Here is a 20,459-nt window from a genome sequence, read left to right on the forward strand (position 1 = left end):
GTTCATGTGACGACAGTCAACGGCCCGCGATAGATGACTTTTGAGGGGGCATGAATGCCCGTATTCTCACTCGATCCGGCCCAAACCGCCTGGTGTGCCGAGTTGCGCGCCCTGGGTGCCGAACGGCTGCGGCCACTCGCCGAGAAGGGCGAGCCGGGGCACGTCAACCGCCCGCTCGTCGCCGCGCTCGGTGAACTGGGCCTCATCGGCCGGCTCTTCGACGCGGGCGCCCTCGACCTGTGCCTGATGCGCGAATCACTCGCCCGGACGTGTACGGAGGCGGAGACGGCCCTCGCCCTCCAGGGCCTCGGCGCCCACCCGGTCGCCGCGTTCGGGACCGCGGTGCAGCGGACGCGGTGGCTCCCGGAGGTCAGAGCGGGGCGCGCGGTCGCCGCCTTCGCGCTGAGCGAGCCGGACGCGGGCTCGGACGCGGCGGCGCTCGCCCTGGAGGCGGTGCCGGAGGGGGACGGCTGGCGGCTGAGCGGCGAGAAGCGCTGGATCTCCAACGCCCCCGAGGCCGACTTCTCCACCGTGTTCGCCCGCACCACCCCGGGTGCCGGGGCGCGGGGCGTCACCGCGTTCCTGGTGCCCGCCGACCGGCCGGGCCTCACCGGCGGCCCCCTGGACATGCTGTCCCCGCACCCCATCGGCAGCCTCCTGTTCGACGGCGTCCCGGTCGGCCCGGCCGATGTGCTCGGGGAGGTGGACCGGGGCTTCCGCGTCGCCATGACGACCCTCAACCTCTTCCGGCCCAGCGTCGGCGCCTTCGCGGTCGGCATGGCCCAGGCGGCCCTGGACGCGACGCTGGCCCACACCGCCGGGCGGGCGGCCTTCGGGGGCGTGCTGAAGGACCTTCAGGCCGTCTCCCACCAGGTCGCCGAGATGGCGACGCGCACCGAGGCCGCCCGCCTCCTGGTGTACGCGGCGGCGGCGGCGTACGACGCGGGCGCGGCCGACGTGCCCAAGCGGGCCGCCATGGCCAAACTGCTGGCCACCGAGACCGCCCAGTACGTGGTCGACGCCGCCGTCCAGCTGCACGGCGCCCGGGCGCTGCAGCGCGGGCACCTGCTGGAGCACCTCTACCGGGAGGTGCGCGCGCCGCGCATCTACGAGGGCGCGACCGAGGTCCAGCGCACCGTCATCGCGAAGGAGCTGTACGCGTCATGAGCCTGGAGCGCCACAATCCGGCCGAACTGTCGCCGCCCTCCGGCTTCTCCCACGCCGTCACCGCGACCGGCTCCCGCCTCGTGTTCCTCGCCGGGCAGACCGCCCTCGACGGGGCCGGGCGGGTGGTCGGGGACACCCTCCCGGAGCAGTTCGCGACGGCGCTCGGCAATCTGCTGGCCGCCCTCAAGGCTGCGGGCGGCACCCCCGCCGACCTCGCCCGCGTCACCGTGTACGCCACGGACGTCGGCGACTACCGCGCGCACGCCGCCGAACTGGGCCGCCTCTGGCGCCGGCTGGCGGGCCGCGAGTACCCGGCGATGGCGGTGATCGGCGCCGCCCGCCTGTGGGACGAACAGGCGCTGGTGGAGCTGGACGGGATCGCCGTTCTGGACTGACGGTCAGAGGCGGGTGCGAGCACCGGGACCATGACCGCTCATGAGGCCGCCGATGTCGATGTACCGGGGGATGGGCCGCCCGCTCGCGGGCGACGCCCCCGCCCCGCCCCCGACCGCCGCGCCGAGCCCCGCCCTCCCGGCCGCCCTTCCGGCCGCTCCGGCGGCCGGTCCGGCCGCCGTGCCGGGATCGCCGCCTACCGGGACGCCGCCGCGTCCTTCGACGACGAGCCCGACCACGGTCCGCGCGCGGCCGGGACCCGCGCCGCCCGGGCCCGGCTGCCGCGGTCGTGGCTGCCGGCCGGACCGGCCGACGTCCTCGACGTGGGCTGCGGCACCGGATCGCTGCCCCTGCTGCCGGCCGAGGACGGCCACCGGGTGACCGGTGCGACCTGGCGCCGCGCCTGGTCGGGCGGGCCCGCGCCAAGCTCGCGACCGCCGGGCGCGAGGGCCTGCGGAACTGGGTGGCCGAACCGCTCGGCGGCGAGGCGGAGTTGTGGGGCGGGCCGGTGGACGACCAGCGGTACGCGCTGATCGCCGACGTGTGAGGCGTGAGGGGCGCCGCGGGTCCCACCGGGAAGGCGGCGCTCCGGATCCCATCGCCACTGAAGGGTTGTCAGTGCAATGTCACATTACTATGTTGCACGTCACACGGCAGTGGCATGCACTGAACAATCCCACTCGCCGTGCGCACCGCTGCAAGGACCATCCCCCACCTCCGACACAGGAGCCGCAGGTGTCCCAGCGATCCCCAGGCAGTCGCCGTCCCGTGCGCAGAGCCCTCCTCGCCGCAGCCGTCGCCACCGCGACGCTGCTCGGGGCGAGCGTCTGCGGCGCGCCCCCCGCCGAGGCGTACACGCCACAACCGGCCCCCGTCACGACCGGCACCGGCGACAGCCGTCCGCACGACGAGGTCGAACGCCTCGCCAGCGCACCGAAGTCCGTCCCCAAGGCCGCCCCCGCCCCCGGGGCGCGCGGCGGCACCCGCGTCCCCGGCCCGCACCCGCCGGCCACCCCGGCACCGGCCCCGTCGCTCTCGGCGCCGTCCGCGACCGCCGCGTGCGCCCTCGACGACGTCACCCGGCTCGGTCCGGAGGGGTTCGCCGACTTCCTCGCGGATCCCGCCGTCACCGCCGACGGCTGCCTGCGCGGCCTCATCTGGGCCTGGGACGCGCGCCTCGCACCGGTCATGTCCGACGCCCACGTCCAGGCCGTCTCCCGCCGCATATCCGCCCTCGCCGCCGCCCATGACGGCAGGAACGGCAGCCACCTGCTGGAGATGCTCACCTACCTGCACGCGGTGGCGTACCACGACTTCTCACGCGGCGAGATCGACGTCACCGACCCGCCCACCACCGAAGCCATGCGCCGCGCCGTTCACGCCTTCGGCACGGCACGCCGCTCATTCGACGTGACACGCGCCAACGCCGAGTCCCTGCGCGAGGCGCTCTACGCGGGCAGCGCACCCGGACTGCGCCACTCCCAGCTGGACCTCATCCGCAAGGTGCTGGCCACCATGGACCGGTACCACACCACCACGTACAGGGACCCGGCCTGGGGCGGGGCCGCCCTCGCCGGGCTGTCCGTCAACTACCTGGGCGTCTACCCGGGCAACAAGGACACCGCCTTCCACACGCTCGTCGCCCGCAACGCCCCCTACCGCGACGCCTTCTGGAAGTTCTCCACGTACACCCACCTCAAGGGCACGCCCAACGAGTGGGTGGTGCGCGACGCCCTCGCCGAGTACGGCCGCTTCGGGCAGATCGCGCCCCTGACGTCCACGATCGTGCCGGACCTCGGGGCGCTCCTGACCCCCGTCGTCCGTGACTTCGGCCGCGGCAGCGCGCCCTGGGCGCGGCTCGCGTCCTGGCTGGACTTCTACGGGGCCTGCAAGCCCTACGCCGTCTGCAAGGACGACATCGAGCGGGAGATCTTCCCGTACACGTACCGCTACGACAACGCGGCCATCAACGTCCGCACCGGCCTCGGCCGCGCCACCGTCGACCAGCTGTACTACGCCGGCAAGCAGGTCAAGGCCCAGTACCACCGGGTGCTCGGCACGCAGCAGCCGCTCGCGGGCGACGGCAACACCAGCCTGAACATCGTCCTGTACGCCTCCCGCGCCGACTACGAGAACTACCACCCGCTGCTGACCGGCATGGGCACCGACAACGGCGGCGTCTACATCGAGCGCGGCGCGACCTTCTACACGTACCAGCGCCGTGTCCCCCAGGACTCCTCGCTCACCCTGGAGGAACTGTTCCGGCACGAGTACACGCACTACCTCAACGGTCGTTTCGCCGTGCCCGGATACTTCGGCGAGGGCGCCTGGTACGAGCGTGACCGCACCACGGCGATGGACGAGGGGACGGCCGAGTTCTTCGACGGGGCCACCCGCGACGACGGGGTCGCGGCCCGCAAGTCCCTGGTCAGGAGCATCATCGCCGACACGGCGAACGGCCGTCCGCGGATGACGGTGGACCAGCTGCTGCACGCCACCTACGACGGCGACGGCTTCCGTTTCTACGCCTACGCGGGCACGTTCTTCACCTATCTCTGGACCGAACGGCCCGGGCTGCTGCGGGAGATGTACCGGCACCTGCGCGCCGACGACCCGGCCGCCTTCGACGCCTGGCGCGTCCGGCTGGGCCGGGACGCGGCGGTCCAGCGGGCCTACGACGCCTTCCTGGACGCGCGGATCGCCCAGGTGGACGAGCTGTTCGTACCGGACACCCGGTACACGCCCAACGACCGGCTGAGGGACACCACCGCCGAGGCGGTGCGCGCCTCCTTCGCCGCCGCCACGGGGGCGACCCCGGTCTGCGCCGACAACGGCGACGCGGGCATGCGGCGGTTCGTCTGCACCGGCCGGATCACCGCCCGCCTCGGTGACGCCGCCAGCGAGGACCGGGTCTTCCAGGACATGTCCGGGACGGTCGACCGGTTCCTGCTCGAGCGGGCGGCCCCCGCCTCGCCCAACCTCGCCGACATGAACTGCTCGTTCGGCGAGGTGGAGATCTGGTCCGACCGCCGGGCGGGCACCTCGGACTACGTGTGCGAAGGCCCGCTGCGGAGCTGAACGGGCCCTGAGGGCAACGGCTTTGCCCCGGACGGCGGCCTGTACAGCGGCAGTAACATGTGAAATATTACTGCCGTGCCCACGAGACACGTGAGTGATCTGCCGGACGCCGTGATCGTCGGAGCCGGCGTGGTCGGAGCGGCCTGCGCGTACTACGCGAGCCGCGCCGGCCTCGCCGTCACCGTCGTCGACCGCGGCCCCGTGGCGGCCGGCACCACAGGTGCCGGAGAAGGCAATCTGCTCGTCTCCGACAAGGAGGCGGGTCCCGAGCTCGACCTCGCGCTGCTGTCCACCCGACTGTGGCGCGAACTCGCCGAAACGCTCCCACTGGAGACCGAGTACGAGCGCAAGGGCGGTCTCGTCGTCGCACCCGACGCGGCCGCCCTCACCGCACTGCGCGCCTTCGCGCGGGGGCAGGCGGAAGCCGGCGTCGAGACGCACGAGATCCCCGCCGACGCCATCGGCGCCCTCGAACCGCACCTCGCCCCCGGCCTCGCCGGCGGGTTCCTCTACCCGCAGGACGCCCAGGTGCAACCCGCCATGGCCGCCGCCCAACTGCTGCGCGCCGCACGGGTGGACGTCAGGCTGGGCGAGGAGGTCACGGCCGTGCTCACCGACCGGCGCGGCGCCGTCCGCGGCGTCCGCACCACGCGCGGCGACCTCCCCGCGCCCGCCGTCGTCAACGCGACGGGCACCTGGGGCGGCGCCTTCGCCGAACTGGCCGGCGTCCACCTGCCCGTGCTGCCCCGGCGCGGCTTCGTCCTCGTCACCGAACCGCTGCCGCCCCGCCTGGTGCGCCACAAGGTGTACGCGGCGGACTACATCGCCGACGTCGCCAGCGGATCGGCGGACCTCCAGTCCTCCGCCGTCGTCGAGGGCACCCCCGCCGGGACGGTCCTCATCGGCGCCACCCGCGAGCGCGTCGGCTTCGACCGGACCCTGTCCACCGAGGCCCTGCGGCGGCTCGCGGCGCAGGCCACCGCCCTGTTCCCCATGCTCTCCGGCGTACGCGCCATCCGCGCGTACCACGGCTTCCGCCCCTACCTGCCCGACCACCTCCCGGCCATCGGCGCGGACCCCCGCGTCCCCGGCCTCCACCACGCGTGCGGCCACGAAGGCGCGGGCATCGGCCTGGCCCCGGCGACCGGCCTGCTCGTCGCGGCCGCGCTCCGCGGCGAGCGGACGCCGCTGGACACCGGGCCGTTCCGCCCGAACCGCTTCGACGACACGGAAGGAGCCGCCCCGTGAGGAGCCGCCGCCCTCGCGCGACCCCGGCGCCGTTCACGTTCACCTTCGACGGGCGCCGCGTCACCGCCCTGCCGGGCCAGTCGGTGGCCGCCGCCCTGTGGAGCGCCGGCATCCTCGCCTGGCGCACCACCCGCCACGGCGGCGCGCCGCGCGGCGCCTTCTGCGCCATCGGTACGTGCTACGACTGCCTCGCCACCGTGAACGGCCGCCCCAACCGGCGCGCCTGCCTCCTGCCCGTCCGCCCCGGCGACACGGTCACCACGCAGGAGGGGACCGGCCATGACCGCTGACCTCGCCGTCGTGGGCGCCGGCCCCGCCGGGCTCGCCGCCGCCGCGACCGCTGCCGGGCTCGGGCTGCGCGTCACGCTGCTGGACGCCGCCGAAAGGCCCGGCGGCCAGATATACCGGCACCCGGCGGGCGGCCCCGTACCCCGCGCGGCGCGCCGACTGACGCGGCGGCTGAACGGCGCCCCCGGCAACGGCGCCCACGACGGCGACGACATCGGCAACGGCGTCACCCACCTGCCCGCCCACCATGTCTGGACCGTCGTACGCGACCGCGACACCTGGCTCCTGCACGCCGTCGTGGGCCCCGACGAGACCCCCGCCGCCGTCCGCGCCCGCGCCGTGCTCCTCGCCACCGGCGCGTACGAACGCCAGCTGCCCTTCCCCGGCTGGACGCTGCCAGGGGTCGTCGGGGCGGGCGGCGCCCAGGCGATGCTCAAGGGCGGCCTCGCCCTCCCCGGCACCGGGGCGTCCCCCGCCCGGGCGAAGCCGAAAGCGCGGACAAGGGTCGTCGTCGCGGGCAGCGGCCCCCTGCTGCTCGCCGTCGCCACCACGCTCGCCGCCGCCGGCGCCCGGGTCCCCGCCCTCGTCGAGGCGGCCGACTACACCGCGTACGCCCGGCACGCCGCCGCCCTCGCCCGCAACCCGGCCAAGCTCCTCCAGGGCGCCCTGCACGGCGGCGCCCTCCTGCGCCGCACCACCCGCCTCCTCACCCGCCACGCGGTCACCGCCGCCCACGGCACCACCCGCGTGGAGGCCGTCACGGTCACCCGGCTCGACGCCGACTGGCGCCCCCTCCCCGGCACCGGCCGCCGTGTCCCGTGCGACGCCCTCGCGGTCGGCCACGGCCTGGTGCCGCAACTGGAGCTCGCCACCGGCCTCGGCTGCGCCACCCGCCGCACCCCCGACGGCACCCCGGCCCTGGAGGTGGACGCCGAGCAGCGCACCTCCGTGCCCGGCGTCTGGGCGGCCGGCGAGATTTGCGGCGTCGGCGGCGCCGAACTGGCGGAAACGGAAGGGGAGATCGCCGCCCTTTCCGTGACCGGCCGGCACAGCGCCGCGCTCACCCGCCGCCGGGACCGCCTGCGGGCCTTCGCCGACGCGATGTCCGCCGCCCACCGGCCCGGCCCCGGCTGGACCGACTGGCTGGACGGCGCCACCGAGGTGTGCCGCTGCGAGGAGGTCACCGCCGGGAGGATCCGCGAAGCCGTCACCGACCTGGGCGCCCGGGACGCCCGCAGCGTCAAACTGCTCACCCGCGCCGGAATGGGCTGGTGCCAGGGCCGCGTGTGCGGACCGGCCGTCGCCCGCCTGGCGGGAGAGGACCCGGCGCCCGACCGGCGCCCGCTCTCCTGCCCCGTACCGCTCAGTCAGCTGGCACAACCACCAGGAGCCGAACGATGAACCAGCGTCCCCACCCCTGGCACGGCGTCATGGTCGCCACCGCCCTGCCGCTGCGCGACGACCTCACCATCGACTACGACGCGTACGCCGAACACGTCGCCCGGCTCGTCGCCCAGGGCTGCGACGGAGTCGTCCCCAACGGCTCGCTCGGCGAGTACCAGACGCTCACCGAGGACGAGCGCGCCCGCGTCGTGCGGGTCGCCGTCGAGGCGGCCGGGGACGGGGCGCGCGTGATGCCCGGCGTCGCCGCGTACGGCAGCGCCGAGGCCCGCAGATGGGCCGAGCAGGCGGCCGAGGCGGGCTGCGGCTCCGTCCTGCTGCTGCCGCCCAACGCCTACCGCGCCGACGCCGCCGCCGTACGCGCCCACTACGCCGAGGCCGCTCGGGCCGGCCTGCCGGTCGTCGCGTACAACAACCCCTTCGACACCAAGGTCGACCTGACCCCGGAACTGCTCGCGCGCCTGCACGGCGACGGCAGCATCGTGGCCGTCAAGGAGTTCAGCGGGGACGTGCGCCGCGGCTACGAGATCGCCGAACTGGCGCCGGACCTCGACCTGCTGATCGGCGCCGACGACGTGCTGCTGGAGCTGGCCCTGGCGGGCGCCGTCGGCTGGATCGCCGGCTACCCCAACGCCCTGCCGACCGCCTCCGTCGCCCTCTACCGGGCCGCCGTCGCCCACGACCTGGACACCGCCCTGCCCCTCTACCGCGCCCTGCACCCGCTGCTGCGCTGGGACTCCAGGCCCGAGTTCGTCCAGGCGATCAAACTGTCCATGGACATCGCCGGCCACCACGGCGGCCCGTGCCGCCCGCCCCGCACGCCGCTCACCGACGCGCACGCCGCCGCCGTCCGCGCCGCCACCGAGAAGGCGCTCGCGGAAGGGCTCGGGTGACCATGCGGACCCGCCACGTCCTGCACGCCGTCGACTCGCACACCGAAGGCATGCCGACCCGCGTCATCACCGGCGGTATCGGCACCGTCCCCGGCGCCACCATGGCCGAACGGCGCCGGCACTTCATCGATCACCTCGACCACGTACGCACCCTGCTGATGTACGAGCCGCGCGGCCACTCCGCCATGAGCGGCGCGATCCTGCAACCGCCGACCCGGCCGGACGCCGACTACGGCGTCCTGTTCATCGAGGTCTCCGGGCTGCTGCCGATGTGCGGGCACGGCACCATCGGCGTCGCGACCGTCCTGGTGGAGACCGGCATGGTGCCCGTCACGGAGCCGGTCACCACCGTCCGCCTCGACACCCCAGCCGGGCTCGTCACCGTGGAGGTCCAGGTGGCGGACGGGGCGGCGAGGTCCGTCACCCTCACCAACGTGCCCGCCTTCTGCGTCGCCCTCGACCGCGAGGTCGAGGTGCCCCGCTACGGCACGGTCACCTATGACCTCGCGTACGGCGGGAACTTCTACGCCTTCGTCGAACTGGACGCCCTCGGGCTGCCCTTCGACCGCGCCCGCAAGGACGACCTGCTGGCGGCCGGGCTCGCCGTCATGGACGCCCTCAACGCCACCGACCGGCCCGCCCACCCCGAGGATCCGTCCATCGGCGGTGTCAAGCACGTCTACCTGGCCGCCCCCGGATCGGACGCAGGCCACTCCCGGCACGCCATGGCCATCCACCCGGGCTGGTTCGACCGTTCGCCCTGCGGCACCGGTACCTCGGCCCGCATGGCCCAGCTCCACGCACGCGGACTGCTGCCGCTAGGCCGCGACTTCGTCAACGAGTCGTTCATCGGCACGCGCTTCACCGGGCGGCTCACCGGCACGACGACGGTCGGCGGCCTGCCCGCGGTCGTCCCCGCCATCACCGGCCGCGCCTGGATCACCGGCACCGCCCAGTACTTCCTCGACCCGGACGACCCCTTCCCCGCGGGCTTCCTCCTCTGATCCCCTACGATCCCTACGACCCCCGGGAGGCAGCGCCATGGCCGGCCAGCACCTGAAGAACCTCATCACCAGTCAGGAACGCCTGCGTGACCAGGTGGCGCACGCCCTGCGCGCCGCCCTGATCGCCGGCGAGCTGCAGCCCGGCACGGTCTACTCCGCCCCGGCCCTCGCCGCCGACTTCGGCATCTCCGCCACGCCCGTACGGGAGGCGATGCTCGACCTGGCGGGCGAGGGTCTGGTGGAACCCGTACGCAACAAGGGATTCCGGATCACCGAGGTCAGCGAGCGCGACCTCGACCAGTACACCGAACTGCGCGCGCTGATCGAGGTGCCGACCATCGGCGCCATCACCGCCACGGCCGACCGTGCGCTGCTGGAGGAACTGCGGCCGGTCGCGGAGGAGATCGTCACCAGCGCCCGCGAGCACGACCTCATCCGCTACCTCGACGCCGACCGGCGTTTCCACCTGACCCTGCTGGCCCTCTCGGGCAACGACCGCCTGGTCGAGACGGTCGGTGACCTCCGCAAGCGCGCCCGCCTCTACGGCCTGACCGCCCTCGCGGAGCGCGGCCTGCTGGTCGCCTCTGCCCAGGAGCACCACGAGCTGCTCGACCTGATGCTGTCCGGCGACGCGGCGGCGGCCGAGGCGTGCATGGCCCGGCACCTGGGACACGTGCGCTCGCTGTGGGCCGAGAGGAGCGAGCGGGTCCTCGACCGCACCCCCTGAGGGAGTACGGAATCCGGAACCACCGGGTCCGAGCCGCGGGCGGACCGGAGGGACGGCTCCGATCCGGGTCCGCGACACCGGCGTCCTGCCGGCGCCCCGCACGGTGACCGGTGCGGCGCGCCGGCTCACCGCGCGGCCACCGCCGTGCACCTTTGGGCGAAGTCCAGCGAGTCGGTGAAGCACCGCTCGACGGCCTCCTCCGGCAGCCCCGCCCACCCGTGGTCGGCGCCCGGCACGGGCCGGAAGTCGACCCGGACCCCCGCCTCGCGCAGGGCGGCGGCGAACTGCTCGCCCTGGGCCAGGGGGATGAGCGAGTCGTCGGTGCCGTGCAGGACGAGGAAGGGCGGCGCGCCGGGCTTCACGTGGGCCACCGGGCTGGCCGCCCGGGCCAGAGCGGGTGCCTCGCCGATGGCCGCCCCGATCAGCAGTGCCTCGCGGGTGGTGGGATCGGCCGCGTCGTAGGTGCCCGGCCGGGACTGGGCGGGCAGCGTGGTCAGGTCGGTGGGCCCGTACCAGGAGACGCAGCCGCGCACCGGGGTGGTGAGGGCGAGCAGCGAGGCGAGGTGGGCACCGGCGGACTCGCCCCAGGTCACCGTCCGCGCGGTGTCCAGGCCGAGTTCGCCGGCGCGCGCCTCCAGCCAGGCAAGGGCGGCGGTGACGTCCGCAAGCTGGGCCGGGTGGACGGCCTCGCCGCTGAGCCGGTAGTCGGGACTGGCGACGGCGAACCCGGCCTGGGCGAGACGCGCGAAGGGGTCGGGCCGCCAGTGGCGGAACGCCGGGCCCATCTCGGTGCGGGTGCCGGCGCGCCAGCCGCCGCCGTGGACGCAGACGACGACCGGCAGCGGGCCCCGGGGTTCGTCGGGCAGCCACAGGTCGAGTTCGAGCGGGCGTACGCCGGCGCGGTGGGCGTAGGGGACGCCGCGCAGCAGCCGCACCCCCGGTTCGGGGTGCGCGGCGGGCGGAAGGGGCAGCCGCACGGGGTCGGGCGGGGCGAGGAACGCGGCCAGGTCCGGGCCGGGTGTGGGCGGCATGGGGGCTTCTCCGGCGGTGTCGCGTGCCGTCAGGCGCCGGTGCGCCACTGGTGGTCGGGCAGGAACCGCACGTCGTACCGGAGCGGGACGGTGTCGAACGCGTGCGGTTCGGGCACGTACGGCTCCCGGGGGAGGCCGAGTTCGTCGGTCGGGGTCCCGAGGTTCTCGAAGAACCGCTCGAAGGTCCCGCCCGGCCCGGCGGCCACCCCGACGACCCGGCTGTGGTGCCGCTCGATGCGGTAGGCGTGCGGGCAGTTCTTCGGTACGAAGCCGAAGTCGCCCACGGTGAGCAGCTTCTCCTGCTGCTCACCCGCCAGGTCCTCCACGAACAGCCGTACCGCGCCGTCGGTGACGTAGAAGACCTCGTAGGTGTCGGGGTGGAGGTGGGCCGGGATGACGTCGCCCTTCGGGCCCTCGACGGTGAAGAAGTTGAAGCCGTTCTCGGTCTGCTCGCCGCCCGCGTAGACGGTGACGAGGTCACCGAAGAGGTGGGCCCGGTCGCCCATCCCCTTCTCGACGAAGTACGGCGTGCCGGGCGTGGCCGGTATGGCGGAGTGCGAGCGGTACGGACGGGCGAACTCCATGGTCATGCAAACCTCCGGCACGGGAGCGGCACGGGAAACGACGAACAAACGTCAGGCTACCTGACAAGTGTTCGTGCCGGAGGGACGGCTCGGCGGCTCGGCGGCTCAGCGGCTCAGCGGTTCACAAGGAGACGGTGGAGCAGCGGGCCACCCCCAGCACTTCGTTGTCCCCGGTGCCGTAACCCGGGAAGGTCAGCGTGTCGCCCGGCTCCGCCGTCCGGCAGGGGACCGTGGTGCCGTCCCGGTACTCGACGGTGACGTGCTGGGCGGACGTGCAACCGTTGGTGACGAACGTGTAGCGCCAGCTCGTCGACAACTGAACACAGGAAGGCGCCGCCTCGGCGGCGGCAGCGACCGTGCCGACCGCGATCACCTGCGTGAAGCATGCGACTACCGCAGCGGACGCGGCGATGACGACGCGGTTAATTGAACGCTTAATGGGCTTCATCGGTGATCATCCCTTCAGATCTCGAACTCAACGGGTCCGAGCGTAGGAAGGAACGGGCGGCCGGACGACGGAATCCCGCCAACCGGCCGTGTGCCGAGGGTGTTTCACGCCGGGGCGCACCCGCGGCCAGCCCGGTGGGGCCGGAGCCCGGCCCACCGGGGCGCCAGAGCCGCTCCCGGGCCCTCCGTACGGCCGCCGGTCGTATACGGCCCGGCGGGCACACGGCCGTCCGGCGCGGCGCTCCGCCGCAGGAAGAACGCCCTCGCCGCCCCGGTACGGGACGGCGAGGGCAGAACGCTCGGAAATCGACCACGGGCGCGGACCGACTTCCGTGCGCGGGTTCCGGTATCCGGTGTGATCACGGGGCGGGATCGCTCGCGGGGCGATCCGCTCGCGCGCTCGATCGGGCGTCACCGCTCGGCTCGCCGGGCGCGGCCACCGAGCGCAGGCCGGGGGTCACCCCGGCCTGCCGCTGGGAGGCCTCAGCGAACGACGAGGTCGGCCACCACCGCGCGGAGGCGTGACGCCGGCAGCACGCCGTCGCGCACGAGGACCGGCGTGGTGCCGCTGAGGTCGATGATCGAGGACGAGACCGCACCGGCCGTGCGGCCGTCGTCGAGGTAGACGGAGACGGAGTCCCCGAGCATGCCCCGAGCCGCGGCGCAGTCCTGGGGCGAGGGCCGGTCGGTGAGGTTGGCGCTGGAGACGGCCAGGGGACCGGTGGCGGCGAGGAGCTCCAGAGCCAGGGGGTGATCGGGCATGCGCACCGCCACGGTCCCTCCCGTTTCCCCCAGGTCCCAGCCCAGGGAGGGCCGGTGCCGCACCACCAGGGTGAGCCCGCCCGGCCAGAAGGCGTCGATCAGGCCGAGCGCCTCGCCGGGAAGGTCGTCCACCAGTTCACGCAGGGCGTCCACGGAGTCGACCAGCACGGGAGAGGGCTTGTGCCGGCCGCGGCCCTTCGCCGCGAGCAGAGCGGCGACGGCCCTCGGGTCGAACGCGTCGGCCCCCACGCCGTAGACGGTGTCCGTCGGCAGGACGACGAGTCCGCCCCGGCGTACCGTGGAGGCCGCTTCTTCGAGCCCCGCCGAGCGGGCCGCCGGATCCGAGCAGTCGAAGTACCGCGTCATGAGCCCGCCCGGTCCCCTCCCGGGATGTCACCACGCGTGGTCACCAGCCGGGCGTCGCCCCCGGTGAGTTGGTATCCCAGGCCGACGACGGCGACCTCCCCCGCCTCGACCTGTCCCGAGAGCAGACGGGAGCGGTCGAGCAGCAGGTCGACGGTGTGCCGGATGTGTTCGTCCACGATGTCGCCGTCGGAGGTCAGACCGGCCGAGCGGGCGGCGAGGACGCTGGGGGTGACGCGCTCGACGACGTCGCGGACGAAGCCGCCCGCGGCGAATCCCTCCTCCACCGCCGCTCGGGCGGCGGCGACGGCGCCGCACGAGTCATGTCCGAGGACCACGACCAGGCGGGCACCGAGGACGCTGGTGGCGTACTCGACGCTGCCCAGCACCTCCGCCCCCAGGACGTGTCCGGCGGTCCGCACGACGAAGAGGTCCCCGAGACCCTGGTCGAAAATGATCTCGGCGGCGAGCCGCGAGTCGGAGCATCCGAGGACCACGGCGAACGGGTTCTGTGCCGGGGCGAGCTCGGCGCGGCGGGCAGCGTCCTGGTTGGGGTGCTCCGGCGTACCCGCGACGAAGCGCTTGTTACCGGACATCAGGGCGTCGAAGGCGACGGCAGGTGAAGTTCTGGGCATGAAACCAGCCTATAATCCGGCCCTTCGCCGCGCGTGCCCGGGGACCGTTGTCCGGCCGGCGACCACCGCCCGCGCCCGCGCCCGCGCCGGCGCCCGCGCGGTGCCGAGGGCGAGGCAGGGCGGTGCCGCGCCGGTGCACCGCCGCACCCTTGCCGACCGGTGTTCCCGGAGGCCGGCCGGGGTGGGGCGGTGCCGTCGCGCTCTCAGATGTCCCGGAAGATCTCGATCTGCGCGCCCACCGAGTTGAGGCGCTCCGCCAGGTCCTCGTAACCGCGGTTGATGACGTAGACGTTGCGCAGCACGGACGTGCCCTCGGCCGCCATCATGGCGAGGAGGACGACCACCGCGGGCCGCAGGGCCGGCGGGCACATCATCTCGGCCGCGCGCCAGCGGGTCGGGCCCTCCACCAGCACCCGGTGCGGGTCCAGGAGCTGGAGCCGGCCGCCGAGGCGGTTGAGGTCGGTGAGGTAGATGGCCCGGTTGTCGTAGACCCAGTCGTGGATGAGGGTCTGGCCCTGGGCGGACGCGGCGATGGCCGCGAAGAACGGCACGTTGTCGATGTTCAGGCCGGGGAACGGCATCGGGTGGATCTTGTCGATGGGCGCCTCCAGCTTGGAGGGCCGCACGGTCAGGTCCACCAGCCGCGTACGGCCGTTGTCGGCGGCGTACTCCGCCGTGCGGTCGTGGTCGAGGCCCATCTCCTCCAGGACCGCGAGCTCGATCTCCAGGAACTCGATCGGGACGCGGCGGATCGTCAGCTCCGACTCGGTGACGACCGCCGCGGCCAGCAGGCTCATCGCCTCGACCGGGTCCTCGGAGGGGGAGTAGTCGACGTCCACGTCGATGGAGGGGATGCCGTGCACGGTCAGCGTGGTCGTGCCGATGCCCTCCACCCGTACGCCCAGGGCCTCCAGGAAGAAGCACAGGTCCTGGACCATGTAGTTGGAGGAGGCGTTGCGGATGACGGTGACGCCGTCGTGGCGTGCCGCGGCCAGCAGCGCGTTCTCGGTCACGGTGTCGCCGCGCTCGGTCAGCACGATCGGGCGGTCCGGGGTGACCTGGCGGTCCACCTCCGCGTGGTACAGCCCCTCGGTGGCCGTGATGTCCAGGCCGAAGCGGCGCAGCGCGATCATGTGCGGCTCGATCGTGCGCGTGCCGAGGTCGCAGCCGCCCGCGTACGGGAGCTTGAACTGGCGCAGCCGGTGCAGCAGCGGACCGAGGAACATGATGATGGACCGGGTGCGGCGCGCGGCGTCCGCGTCGATGGCGGCCATGTCGAGGTGCGCGGGCGGGACGATCTCCAGGTCCATCCCGTCGTTGACCCAACGCGTGCGCACACCGATGGAGTTGAGCACTTCGAGGAGCCGGTAGACCTCCTCGATCCGGGCGACGCGCCGCAGCGTCGTACGGCCCTTGTTGAGGAGCGACGCGCAGAGCAGCGCCACACACGCGTTCTTGCTCGTCTTGACGTCGATGGAGCCGGACAGCCGGCGCCCGCCCACTACGCGGAGATGCATGGGACCCGCGTACCCGAGTGACACGATTTCACTGTCGAGCGCCTCACCGATTCGGGCGATCATCTCAAGGCTGATGTTCTGGTTGCCGCGCTCAATGCGGTTGACTGCGCTCTGGCTTGTGGCCAGCGCCTCGGCGAGCTGCGTCTGAGTCCAGCCGCGGTGCTGCCGGGCGTCACGGATGAGCTTGCCGATGCGTACGAGGTAGTCGTCTGCCATGGGGGCAGGCTATCTCAGATATGAGATGGCACCCTGTCGGGGGCCGCCGTCAGGGTGACGGGCCCCGGATCGTGGGGCGTCGCGGCTCGTGGAGCGGGAGTTCACCGGCGCCCGGCAGCCGCACCGCCTCCGGCAGCCCTCACCGCTGGTCGCCCACCGGCCGCGAGACCTCCGCCCCGCGGTCCGCCGGGGTGCCCCTCGACGCCGCCGCCCACCAGGGAGAACCGTGGCGCGGCCCGCCGGGCGCCGGGGGTACGGCGACCCCGGCGGGCGGCGGCCCGGACACCGGCCGGCCGCGCCCCGCGCCGACGTGGCCGGAGCCCGGCACGTCACCGGCGAAGGCCCGGCCGGCGTCGGCGTCCGCGGTACGGAGGGCGACGTGTGCGCCACGGGGACATGCTCCGATGCTCGGAGCCGCGACCGCGCCCGGCGACTCCGGTTCCGCCGCCCGGACGCGAACTCGTCGACTACGGTGAGCCGATGACCCGGACCTGGAACGCCGCCGAACCGGGCGTCCTGCGCCTCCCGTCCGGTCGCCTGGTCCGTGGCCGCGGTCTTCGCCGGCCGCTGCCGGCCGGCCCGGCGCCCGACTTCGCCGTGTACCTGCTCGGCAGGCGACCGCCCGGCGTCCCGTGGGAGGCCCGCTGGTTGCGCTGGCCGGACTTCCGGCTGCCCGCCAGTCCGGCGGACGCCCGCGACGTCCTGTGCGAGGCGTGGGAGCGTGCCGCGGGTGAACGCGTCGAGGTCGCCTGCGGCGGCGGTCGCGGCCGGACCGGTACGGCCCTGGCCTGCCTGGCCGTCCTCGACGGCGTACCGTCGGACGAAGCGGTGGAGTTCGTCCGCCGGAACTACGACCGCCGCGCCGTGGAGACCCCGTGGCAGAAGCGTTTCGTCCGCCGGTTCGTGCCCCGCTGACGCCATACCAACGTGTACCGCCAGAACAGCCGGCGCCGCAGTCGCGCGCCCGGCAGCGCGAGCCGGGCCGCGCGGGCGATGTCCGCGAAGGCCGTGTTGGCCGGCCGGGTCGGGGCGGTCATCGAGACCGGCCGGGGCGCCGCGCGGCCCCGGTTCCGGAGCAGGCCCATGGCGGTGTTGAGGGGGACCGCCGCGGCGCCGAGCAGGTGGTCCACCGGGGTCCGCGGGCGGAACAGACCGACGACCACCAGGGTCCCGCCGGGCGCGAGGTGGCGGCGGAAGGCGGTCAGCGCGTCGGTGAGCGGCAGGTGGTGCAGGGCGGCGACACAGGTGATGACGTCGTAGGTGCCCGCGGGGATCCCGTCGGGCGCGTGCGCGACCGTGAAGGTCACCGGCGCCGAGTCCGCCGCCCGGGGCGTCCGCTCCCGCGCCCGGGCGGTGATCACGGGGTCGGCGTCGATCCCGTGCACCCGGTCCGCGCGGGTGGCGAGGAGCCGGGCCAGGTCGCCGGTGCCGGAGCCGACGTCCAGGGCGCTGCCGAAGCGCCGGGGGAGCCGCCGCATGATCCACCGGTGGTAGTGGGCGTTGTGGTCCCAGGGGTGGGCGGCGTTGAACCGGTCGAGTGCCGCCACGAGGCGGCGCGGTGGTGCCGTCATCCTCCCAGCCCATCAGGGATCGCCCGCCCCCGGCCACCCCCGCCACCGGTGTTTTCCCGGGGCGGCGCCCCGCCCGGACGGAGTACCGGCGGGCGCGCCTCGTCGCCGGGCGCGGTCATGTACTAGAGTTATCTCGACATCGAGATATCTGCCGAGAGACGCACCGCAGCCGCGCCAGCCGGTAAGGGTTACCTAACTAAGTCTTACCTTAGCGGATCGGCGAGGAGCCCACGCGGCAGGATGCGGTAAGAACGCGCACATTGATGAAGGAGACTGTCGTGTCGGCGAACAGCTTCGACGCCCGCAGCACGCTGCGCGTGGGCGACGAGTCGTACGAGATCTTCAGGCTGGACAAGGTCGAGGGCTCCGCGCGCCTCCCTTACAGCCTCAAGGTCCTCCTGGAGAACCTGCTCCGTACCGAGGACGGCGCGAACATCACCGCCGACCACATCCGGGCCCTCGGCGGCTGGGACTCGCAGGCTCAGCCGAGCCAGGAGATCCAGTTCACGCCCGCCCGCGTGATCATGCAGGACTTCACCGGTGTGCCGTGTGTCGTCGACCTCGCCACCATGCGCGAGGCCGTCAAGGAGCTCGGCGGCGACCCGGCGAAGATCAACCCGCTGGCCCCGGCCGAGCTGGTCATCGACCACTCCGTCATCGCCGACAAGTTCGGCACCGCGGAGGCCTTCGGCCAGAACGTCGAGCTGGAGTACGGCCGCAACAAGGAGCGCTACCAGTTCCTGCGCTGGGGCCAGACCGCCTTCGACGAGTTCAAGGTCGTCCCGCCCGGCACCGGCATCGTCCACCAGGTGAACATCGAGCACCTGGCTCGCACCGTCATGGTCCGGGGCGGCCAGGCGTACCCCGACACCCTCGTCGGCACCGACTCCCACACCACCATGGTCAACGGCCTCGGTGTGCTCGGCTGGGGCGTCGGCGGCATCGAGGCCGAGGCCGCCATGCTCGGCCAGCCGGTCTCCATGCTGATCCCGCGCGTCGTCGGCTTCAAGCTGACCGGCGAGCTGCCCGCCGGCACCACCGCCACCGACCTGGTGCTCACCATCACCGAGATGCTGCGCAAGCACGGCGTCGTCGGCAAGTTCGTCGAGTTCTACGGTGAGGGCGTCGCCGCCACCTCCCTCGCGAACCGCGCCACCATCGGCAACATGTCGCCCGAGTTCGGCTCCACCGCCGCGATCTTCCCGATCGACGGCGAGACGCTGAACTACCTCAAGCTCACCGGCCGCTCCGAGCACCAGGTCGCGCTGGTCGAGGCGTACGCCAAGGAGCAGGGCCTCTGGCTGGACCCGGCCGCCGAGCCGGACTTCTCCGAGAAGCTGGAGCTGGACCTCTCCACGGTCGTCCCCTCCATCGCCGGCCCCAAGCGCCCGCAGGACCGCATCGTCCTGGCCAACGCCGCCGAGCAGTTCAAGCGCGACGTCCTCAACTACGTCGAGGCCGGCGTGACCGGCGGCGACGACCGCAAGCCGGGCGTCCCGCAGCAGGAGAAGCCGCACGGCGTGGCTTCCCCGGTCGACGAGGCGAGCTCCGAGTCGTTCCCGGCAAGCGACGCCCCGGCCTACGGCCACGACGACAACGGCGCCGGCGCCCCGCAGCACGACGAGGCCACGGGCGAGGCGGTCCCGTCCAACCCGGTCACCGTCACCGCCCCCGACGGCAGCACCTACGAGATCGACCACGGCGCCGTCACCGTCGCCGCGATCACCTCCTGCACCAACACCTCGAACCCGTACGTCATGGTCGCCGCCGCCCTGGTGGCCAAGAAGGCGGTCGAGAAGGGCCTGACCCGCAAGCCGTGGGTCAAGACCACCCTCGCCCCGGGCTCGAAGGTCGTCACCGACTACTTCGACAAGGCGGGCCTGACCCCGTACCTCGACAAGGTCGGCTTCAACCTCGTCGGCTACGGCTGCACCACCTGCATCGGCAACTCCGGCCCGCTGCCGGAGGAGGTCTCCAAGGCCGTCAACGACAACGACCTCGCCGTCACGTCGGTCCTCTCCGGCAACCGCAACTTCGAGGGCCGGATCAACCCCGATGTCAAGATGAACTACCTGGCCTCCCCGCCGCTGGTCGTCGCGTACGCCATCGCGGGCTCCATGAAGGTGGACATCACCAAGGACGCCCTGGGCGCCGACCAGGACGGCAAGCCGGTCTACCTCAAGGACATCTGGCCCTCCGAGGCCGAGGTGAACGAGGTCGTCGCGAGCGCCATCGGCGAGGACATGTTCAACAAGTCCTACCAGGACGTCTTCGCCGGCGACGCCCAGTGGCAGGCGCTGCCGATCCCGACCGGCAACACCTTCGAGTGGGACGCCGAGTCCACCTACGTCCGCAAGCCCCCCTACTTCGAGGGCATGACGATGGAGACCACCCCGGTCTCCGACATCACGGGCGCCCGCGTCCTCGCCAAGCTGGGCGACTCGGTCACCACCGACCACATCTCCCCGGCCGGCGCCATCAAGGCCGACACCCCGGCCGGCAAGTACCTCACGGAGCACGGCGTCGAGCGCCGCGACTTCAACAGCTACGGCTCCCGCCGCGGCAACCACGAGGTCATGATCCGCGGTACGTTCGCCAACATCCGCCTGCGCAACCAGATCGCGCCGGGCACCGAGGGCGGCTACACCCGCGACTTCACCCAGGACGGCGGTCCGGTGTCGTTCATCTACGACGCCTCCCGCAACTACATCGAGCAGGGCGTCCCGCTCGTCGTCCTGGCCGGCAAGGAGTACGGCTCCGGCTCGTCCCGCGACTGGGCCGCCAAGGGCACCGCGCTCCTCGGCGTCAAGGCCGTCATCGCCGAGTCCTACGAGCGCATCCACCGCTCGAACCTCATCGGCATGGGCGTCCTGCCCCTGCAGTTCCCCGAGGGCGCGACCGCCGAGACGCTCGGCCTGACCGGCGAGGAGACCTTCTCCATCTCCGGCGTCACCGAGCTCAACGAGGGCACCACGCCCCGCACGGTGAAGGTCACCACCGACACCGGCGTGGAGTTCGACGCGGTCGTCCGCATCGACACCCCCGGCGAGGCGGACTACTACCGCAACGGCGGCATCATGCAGTACGTGCTGCGCAACCTGATCCGCAACTGATCAGCCGGCACCAGGCAAGGG

Annotated in this window: 19 protein-coding genes; 12 read left to right on the plus strand and 7 right to left on the minus strand. The window is 73.5% G+C overall.

The features are described from left to right. Positions 1 to 54 precede the first annotated feature (54 nt). The 10 genes from AC07DW_RS20730 to AC07DW_RS20775 all read left to right on the plus strand — a co-directional run bounded on the left by AC07DW_RS20730 (position 55) and on the right by AC07DW_RS20775 (position 10,199). Entirely contained in the window at positions 55 to 1,167 is a 1,113-nt protein-coding gene (locus tag AC07DW_RS20730; protein ID WP_478859123.1) for an acyl-CoA dehydrogenase family protein, read from the plus strand. After that, positions 1,164 to 1,562, plus strand: a complete 399-nt coding sequence (locus AC07DW_RS20735) for a RidA family protein (RefSeq protein ID WP_478859124.1) — start codon at positions 1,164 to 1,166, stop codon at positions 1,560 to 1,562. Before AC07DW_RS20730 ends, AC07DW_RS20735 begins: the two co-directional genes overlap by 4 nt. 287 nt (positions 1,563 to 1,849) lie before the next feature. Continuing rightward, positions 1,850 to 2,107 carry a hypothetical protein gene (locus AC07DW_RS20740; RefSeq protein ID WP_478859125.1) on the plus strand — a complete coding sequence of 86 codons (258 nt, stop codon included), beginning with the start codon at positions 1,850 to 1,852 and terminating at the stop codon, positions 2,105 to 2,107. Between the two features lie 89 nt (positions 2,108 to 2,196). Then, complete coding sequence (locus tag AC07DW_RS20745; protein ID WP_478859126.1) at positions 2,197 to 4,638, plus strand: collagenase; 2,442 nt, start codon at positions 2,197 to 2,199, stop codon at positions 4,636 to 4,638. A 75-nt stretch (positions 4,639 to 4,713) separates the two neighbouring features. Further along, positions 4,714 to 5,886 (plus strand): NAD(P)/FAD-dependent oxidoreductase, encoded by a 1,173-nt coding sequence (locus AC07DW_RS20750; protein WP_478859127.1) that lies wholly within the window; start codon positions 4,714 to 4,716, stop codon positions 5,884 to 5,886. Further along, positions 5,883 to 6,176 (plus strand): (2Fe-2S)-binding protein, encoded by a 294-nt coding sequence (locus AC07DW_RS20755; RefSeq protein WP_478859128.1) that lies wholly within the window; start codon positions 5,883 to 5,885, stop codon positions 6,174 to 6,176. The genes AC07DW_RS20750 and AC07DW_RS20755 overlap by 4 nt, the downstream gene beginning before the upstream one ends. Next, a complete protein-coding gene (locus AC07DW_RS20760; protein ID WP_478859129.1) occupies positions 6,166 to 7,575 on the plus strand; it encodes an FAD-dependent oxidoreductase in 1,410 nt (469 codons plus the stop codon). Before AC07DW_RS20755 ends, AC07DW_RS20760 begins: the two co-directional genes overlap by 11 nt. Next, on the plus strand, positions 7,572 to 8,468 hold the full coding sequence (locus AC07DW_RS20765) for a dihydrodipicolinate synthase family protein (RefSeq protein ID WP_478859130.1): 897 nt from the start codon (positions 7,572 to 7,574) through the stop codon (positions 8,466 to 8,468). Before AC07DW_RS20760 ends, AC07DW_RS20765 begins: the two co-directional genes overlap by 4 nt. A gap of 2 nt (positions 8,469 to 8,470) precedes the next feature. Continuing rightward, positions 8,471 to 9,472 carry a proline racemase family protein gene (locus AC07DW_RS20770; protein WP_478859153.1) on the plus strand — a complete coding sequence of 334 codons (1,002 nt, stop codon included), beginning with the start codon at positions 8,471 to 8,473 and terminating at the stop codon, positions 9,470 to 9,472. Positions 9,473 to 9,509: 37 nt separating this feature from the next. Continuing rightward, positions 9,510 to 10,199: a GntR family transcriptional regulator gene (locus tag AC07DW_RS20775; protein WP_478859131.1), complete on the plus strand. Its 690-nt coding sequence runs from the start codon at positions 9,510 to 9,512 to the stop codon at positions 10,197 to 10,199. A 125-nt stretch (positions 10,200 to 10,324) separates the two neighbouring features. Here AC07DW_RS20775 and AC07DW_RS20780 read toward each other — a convergent pair whose 3' ends face one another. The 6 genes from AC07DW_RS20780 to AC07DW_RS20805 all read right to left on the minus strand — a co-directional run bounded on the left by AC07DW_RS20780 (position 10,325) and on the right by AC07DW_RS20805 (position 15,754). Then, positions 10,325 to 11,230 carry an alpha/beta hydrolase fold domain-containing protein gene (locus tag AC07DW_RS20780; protein ID WP_478859132.1) on the minus strand — a complete coding sequence of 302 codons (906 nt, stop codon included), beginning with the start codon at positions 11,228 to 11,230 and terminating at the stop codon, positions 10,325 to 10,327. A gap of 29 nt (positions 11,231 to 11,259) precedes the next feature. Continuing rightward, on the minus strand, positions 11,260 to 11,820 hold the full coding sequence (locus AC07DW_RS20785; RefSeq protein WP_478859133.1) for a quercetin 2,3-dioxygenase: 561 nt from the start codon (positions 11,818 to 11,820) through the stop codon (positions 11,260 to 11,262). Between the two features lie 115 nt (positions 11,821 to 11,935). After that, the gene (locus tag AC07DW_RS20790; protein ID WP_478859134.1) at positions 11,936 to 12,262 is read right to left on the minus strand and encodes an alpha-amylase; all 327 of its coding nucleotides are present in this window, start codon (positions 12,260 to 12,262) and stop codon (positions 11,936 to 11,938) included. A 482-nt stretch (positions 12,263 to 12,744) separates the two neighbouring features. Continuing rightward, positions 12,745 to 13,389 (minus strand): L-threonylcarbamoyladenylate synthase, encoded by a 645-nt coding sequence (locus AC07DW_RS20795; RefSeq protein ID WP_478859135.1) that lies wholly within the window; start codon positions 13,387 to 13,389, stop codon positions 12,745 to 12,747. After that, positions 13,386 to 14,021, minus strand: a complete 636-nt coding sequence (locus AC07DW_RS20800; protein ID WP_478859136.1) for a carbonic anhydrase — start codon at positions 14,019 to 14,021, stop codon at positions 13,386 to 13,388. Before AC07DW_RS20800 ends, AC07DW_RS20795 begins: the two co-directional genes overlap by 4 nt. 203 nt (positions 14,022 to 14,224) lie before the next feature. Beyond that, positions 14,225 to 15,754 (minus strand): helix-turn-helix domain-containing protein, encoded by a 1,530-nt coding sequence (locus AC07DW_RS20805; protein ID WP_478859137.1) that lies wholly within the window; start codon positions 15,752 to 15,754, stop codon positions 14,225 to 14,227. Between the two features lie 480 nt (positions 15,755 to 16,234). On the opposite strand from AC07DW_RS20805, the gene AC07DW_RS20810 reads away from it, so the two are divergent. Next, a complete protein-coding gene (locus tag AC07DW_RS20810) occupies positions 16,235 to 16,669 on the plus strand; it encodes a protein-tyrosine phosphatase family protein (RefSeq protein WP_478859138.1) in 435 nt (144 codons plus the stop codon). On the opposite strand, the gene AC07DW_RS20815 is transcribed toward AC07DW_RS20810, so the two are convergent. Then, a complete protein-coding gene (locus tag AC07DW_RS20815) occupies positions 16,603 to 17,325 on the minus strand; it encodes a class I SAM-dependent methyltransferase (protein WP_478859139.1) in 723 nt (240 codons plus the stop codon). The genes AC07DW_RS20810 and AC07DW_RS20815 overlap by 67 nt on opposite strands. 278 nt (positions 17,326 to 17,603) lie before the next feature. Here AC07DW_RS20815 and AC07DW_RS20820 point away from each other — a divergent pair, with 278 nt between their 5' ends. Then, positions 17,604 to 20,438 (plus strand): aconitate hydratase, encoded by a 2,835-nt coding sequence (locus AC07DW_RS20820; RefSeq protein ID WP_478859140.1) that lies wholly within the window; start codon positions 17,604 to 17,606, stop codon positions 20,436 to 20,438. Positions 20,439 to 20,459 lie beyond the last annotated feature (21 nt).

This window comes from Streptomyces sp. NPDC045701 (assembly GCF_056432045.1).

Coding starts and splice junctions, on each gene's coding strand:
- AC07DW_RS20765 (WP_478859130.1), top strand. CDS start 7,572: ATGAACCAGCGTCCCCACCCCTGGCACGGCGTCATGGTCGCCACCGCC.
- AC07DW_RS20805 (WP_478859137.1), bottom strand. CDS start 15,754: ATGGCAGACGACTACCTCGTACGCATCGGCAAGCTCATCCGTGACGCC.
- AC07DW_RS20815 (WP_478859139.1), bottom strand. CDS start 17,325: ATGACGGCACCACCGCGCCGCCTCGTGGCGGCACTCGACCGGTTCAAC.
- AC07DW_RS20785 (WP_478859133.1), bottom strand. CDS start 11,820: ATGACCATGGAGTTCGCCCGTCCGTACCGCTCGCACTCCGCCATACCG.
- AC07DW_RS20735 (WP_478859124.1), top strand. CDS start 1,164: ATGAGCCTGGAGCGCCACAATCCGGCCGAACTGTCGCCGCCCTCCGGC.
- AC07DW_RS20795 (WP_478859135.1), bottom strand. CDS start 13,389: ATGACGCGGTACTTCGACTGCTCGGATCCGGCGGCCCGCTCGGCGGGG.
- AC07DW_RS20760 (WP_478859129.1), top strand. CDS start 6,166: ATGACCGCTGACCTCGCCGTCGTGGGCGCCGGCCCCGCCGGGCTCGCC.
- AC07DW_RS20810 (WP_478859138.1), top strand. CDS start 16,235: ATGACCCGGACCTGGAACGCCGCCGAACCGGGCGTCCTGCGCCTCCCG.
- AC07DW_RS20775 (WP_478859131.1), top strand. CDS start 9,510: ATGGCCGGCCAGCACCTGAAGAACCTCATCACCAGTCAGGAACGCCTG.
- AC07DW_RS20800 (WP_478859136.1), bottom strand. CDS start 14,021: ATGCCCAGAACTTCACCTGCCGTCGCCTTCGACGCCCTGATGTCCGGT.
- AC07DW_RS20780 (WP_478859132.1), bottom strand. CDS start 11,230: ATGCCGCCCACACCCGGCCCGGACCTGGCCGCGTTCCTCGCCCCGCCC.
- AC07DW_RS20770 (WP_478859153.1), top strand. CDS start 8,471: ATGCGGACCCGCCACGTCCTGCACGCCGTCGACTCGCACACCGAAGGC.
- AC07DW_RS20745 (WP_478859126.1), top strand. CDS start 2,197: ATGTTGCACGTCACACGGCAGTGGCATGCACTGAACAATCCCACTCGC.
- AC07DW_RS20790 (WP_478859134.1), bottom strand. CDS start 12,262: ATGAAGCCCATTAAGCGTTCAATTAACCGCGTCGTCATCGCCGCGTCC.
- AC07DW_RS20730 (WP_478859123.1), top strand. CDS start 55: ATGCCCGTATTCTCACTCGATCCGGCCCAAACCGCCTGGTGTGCCGAG.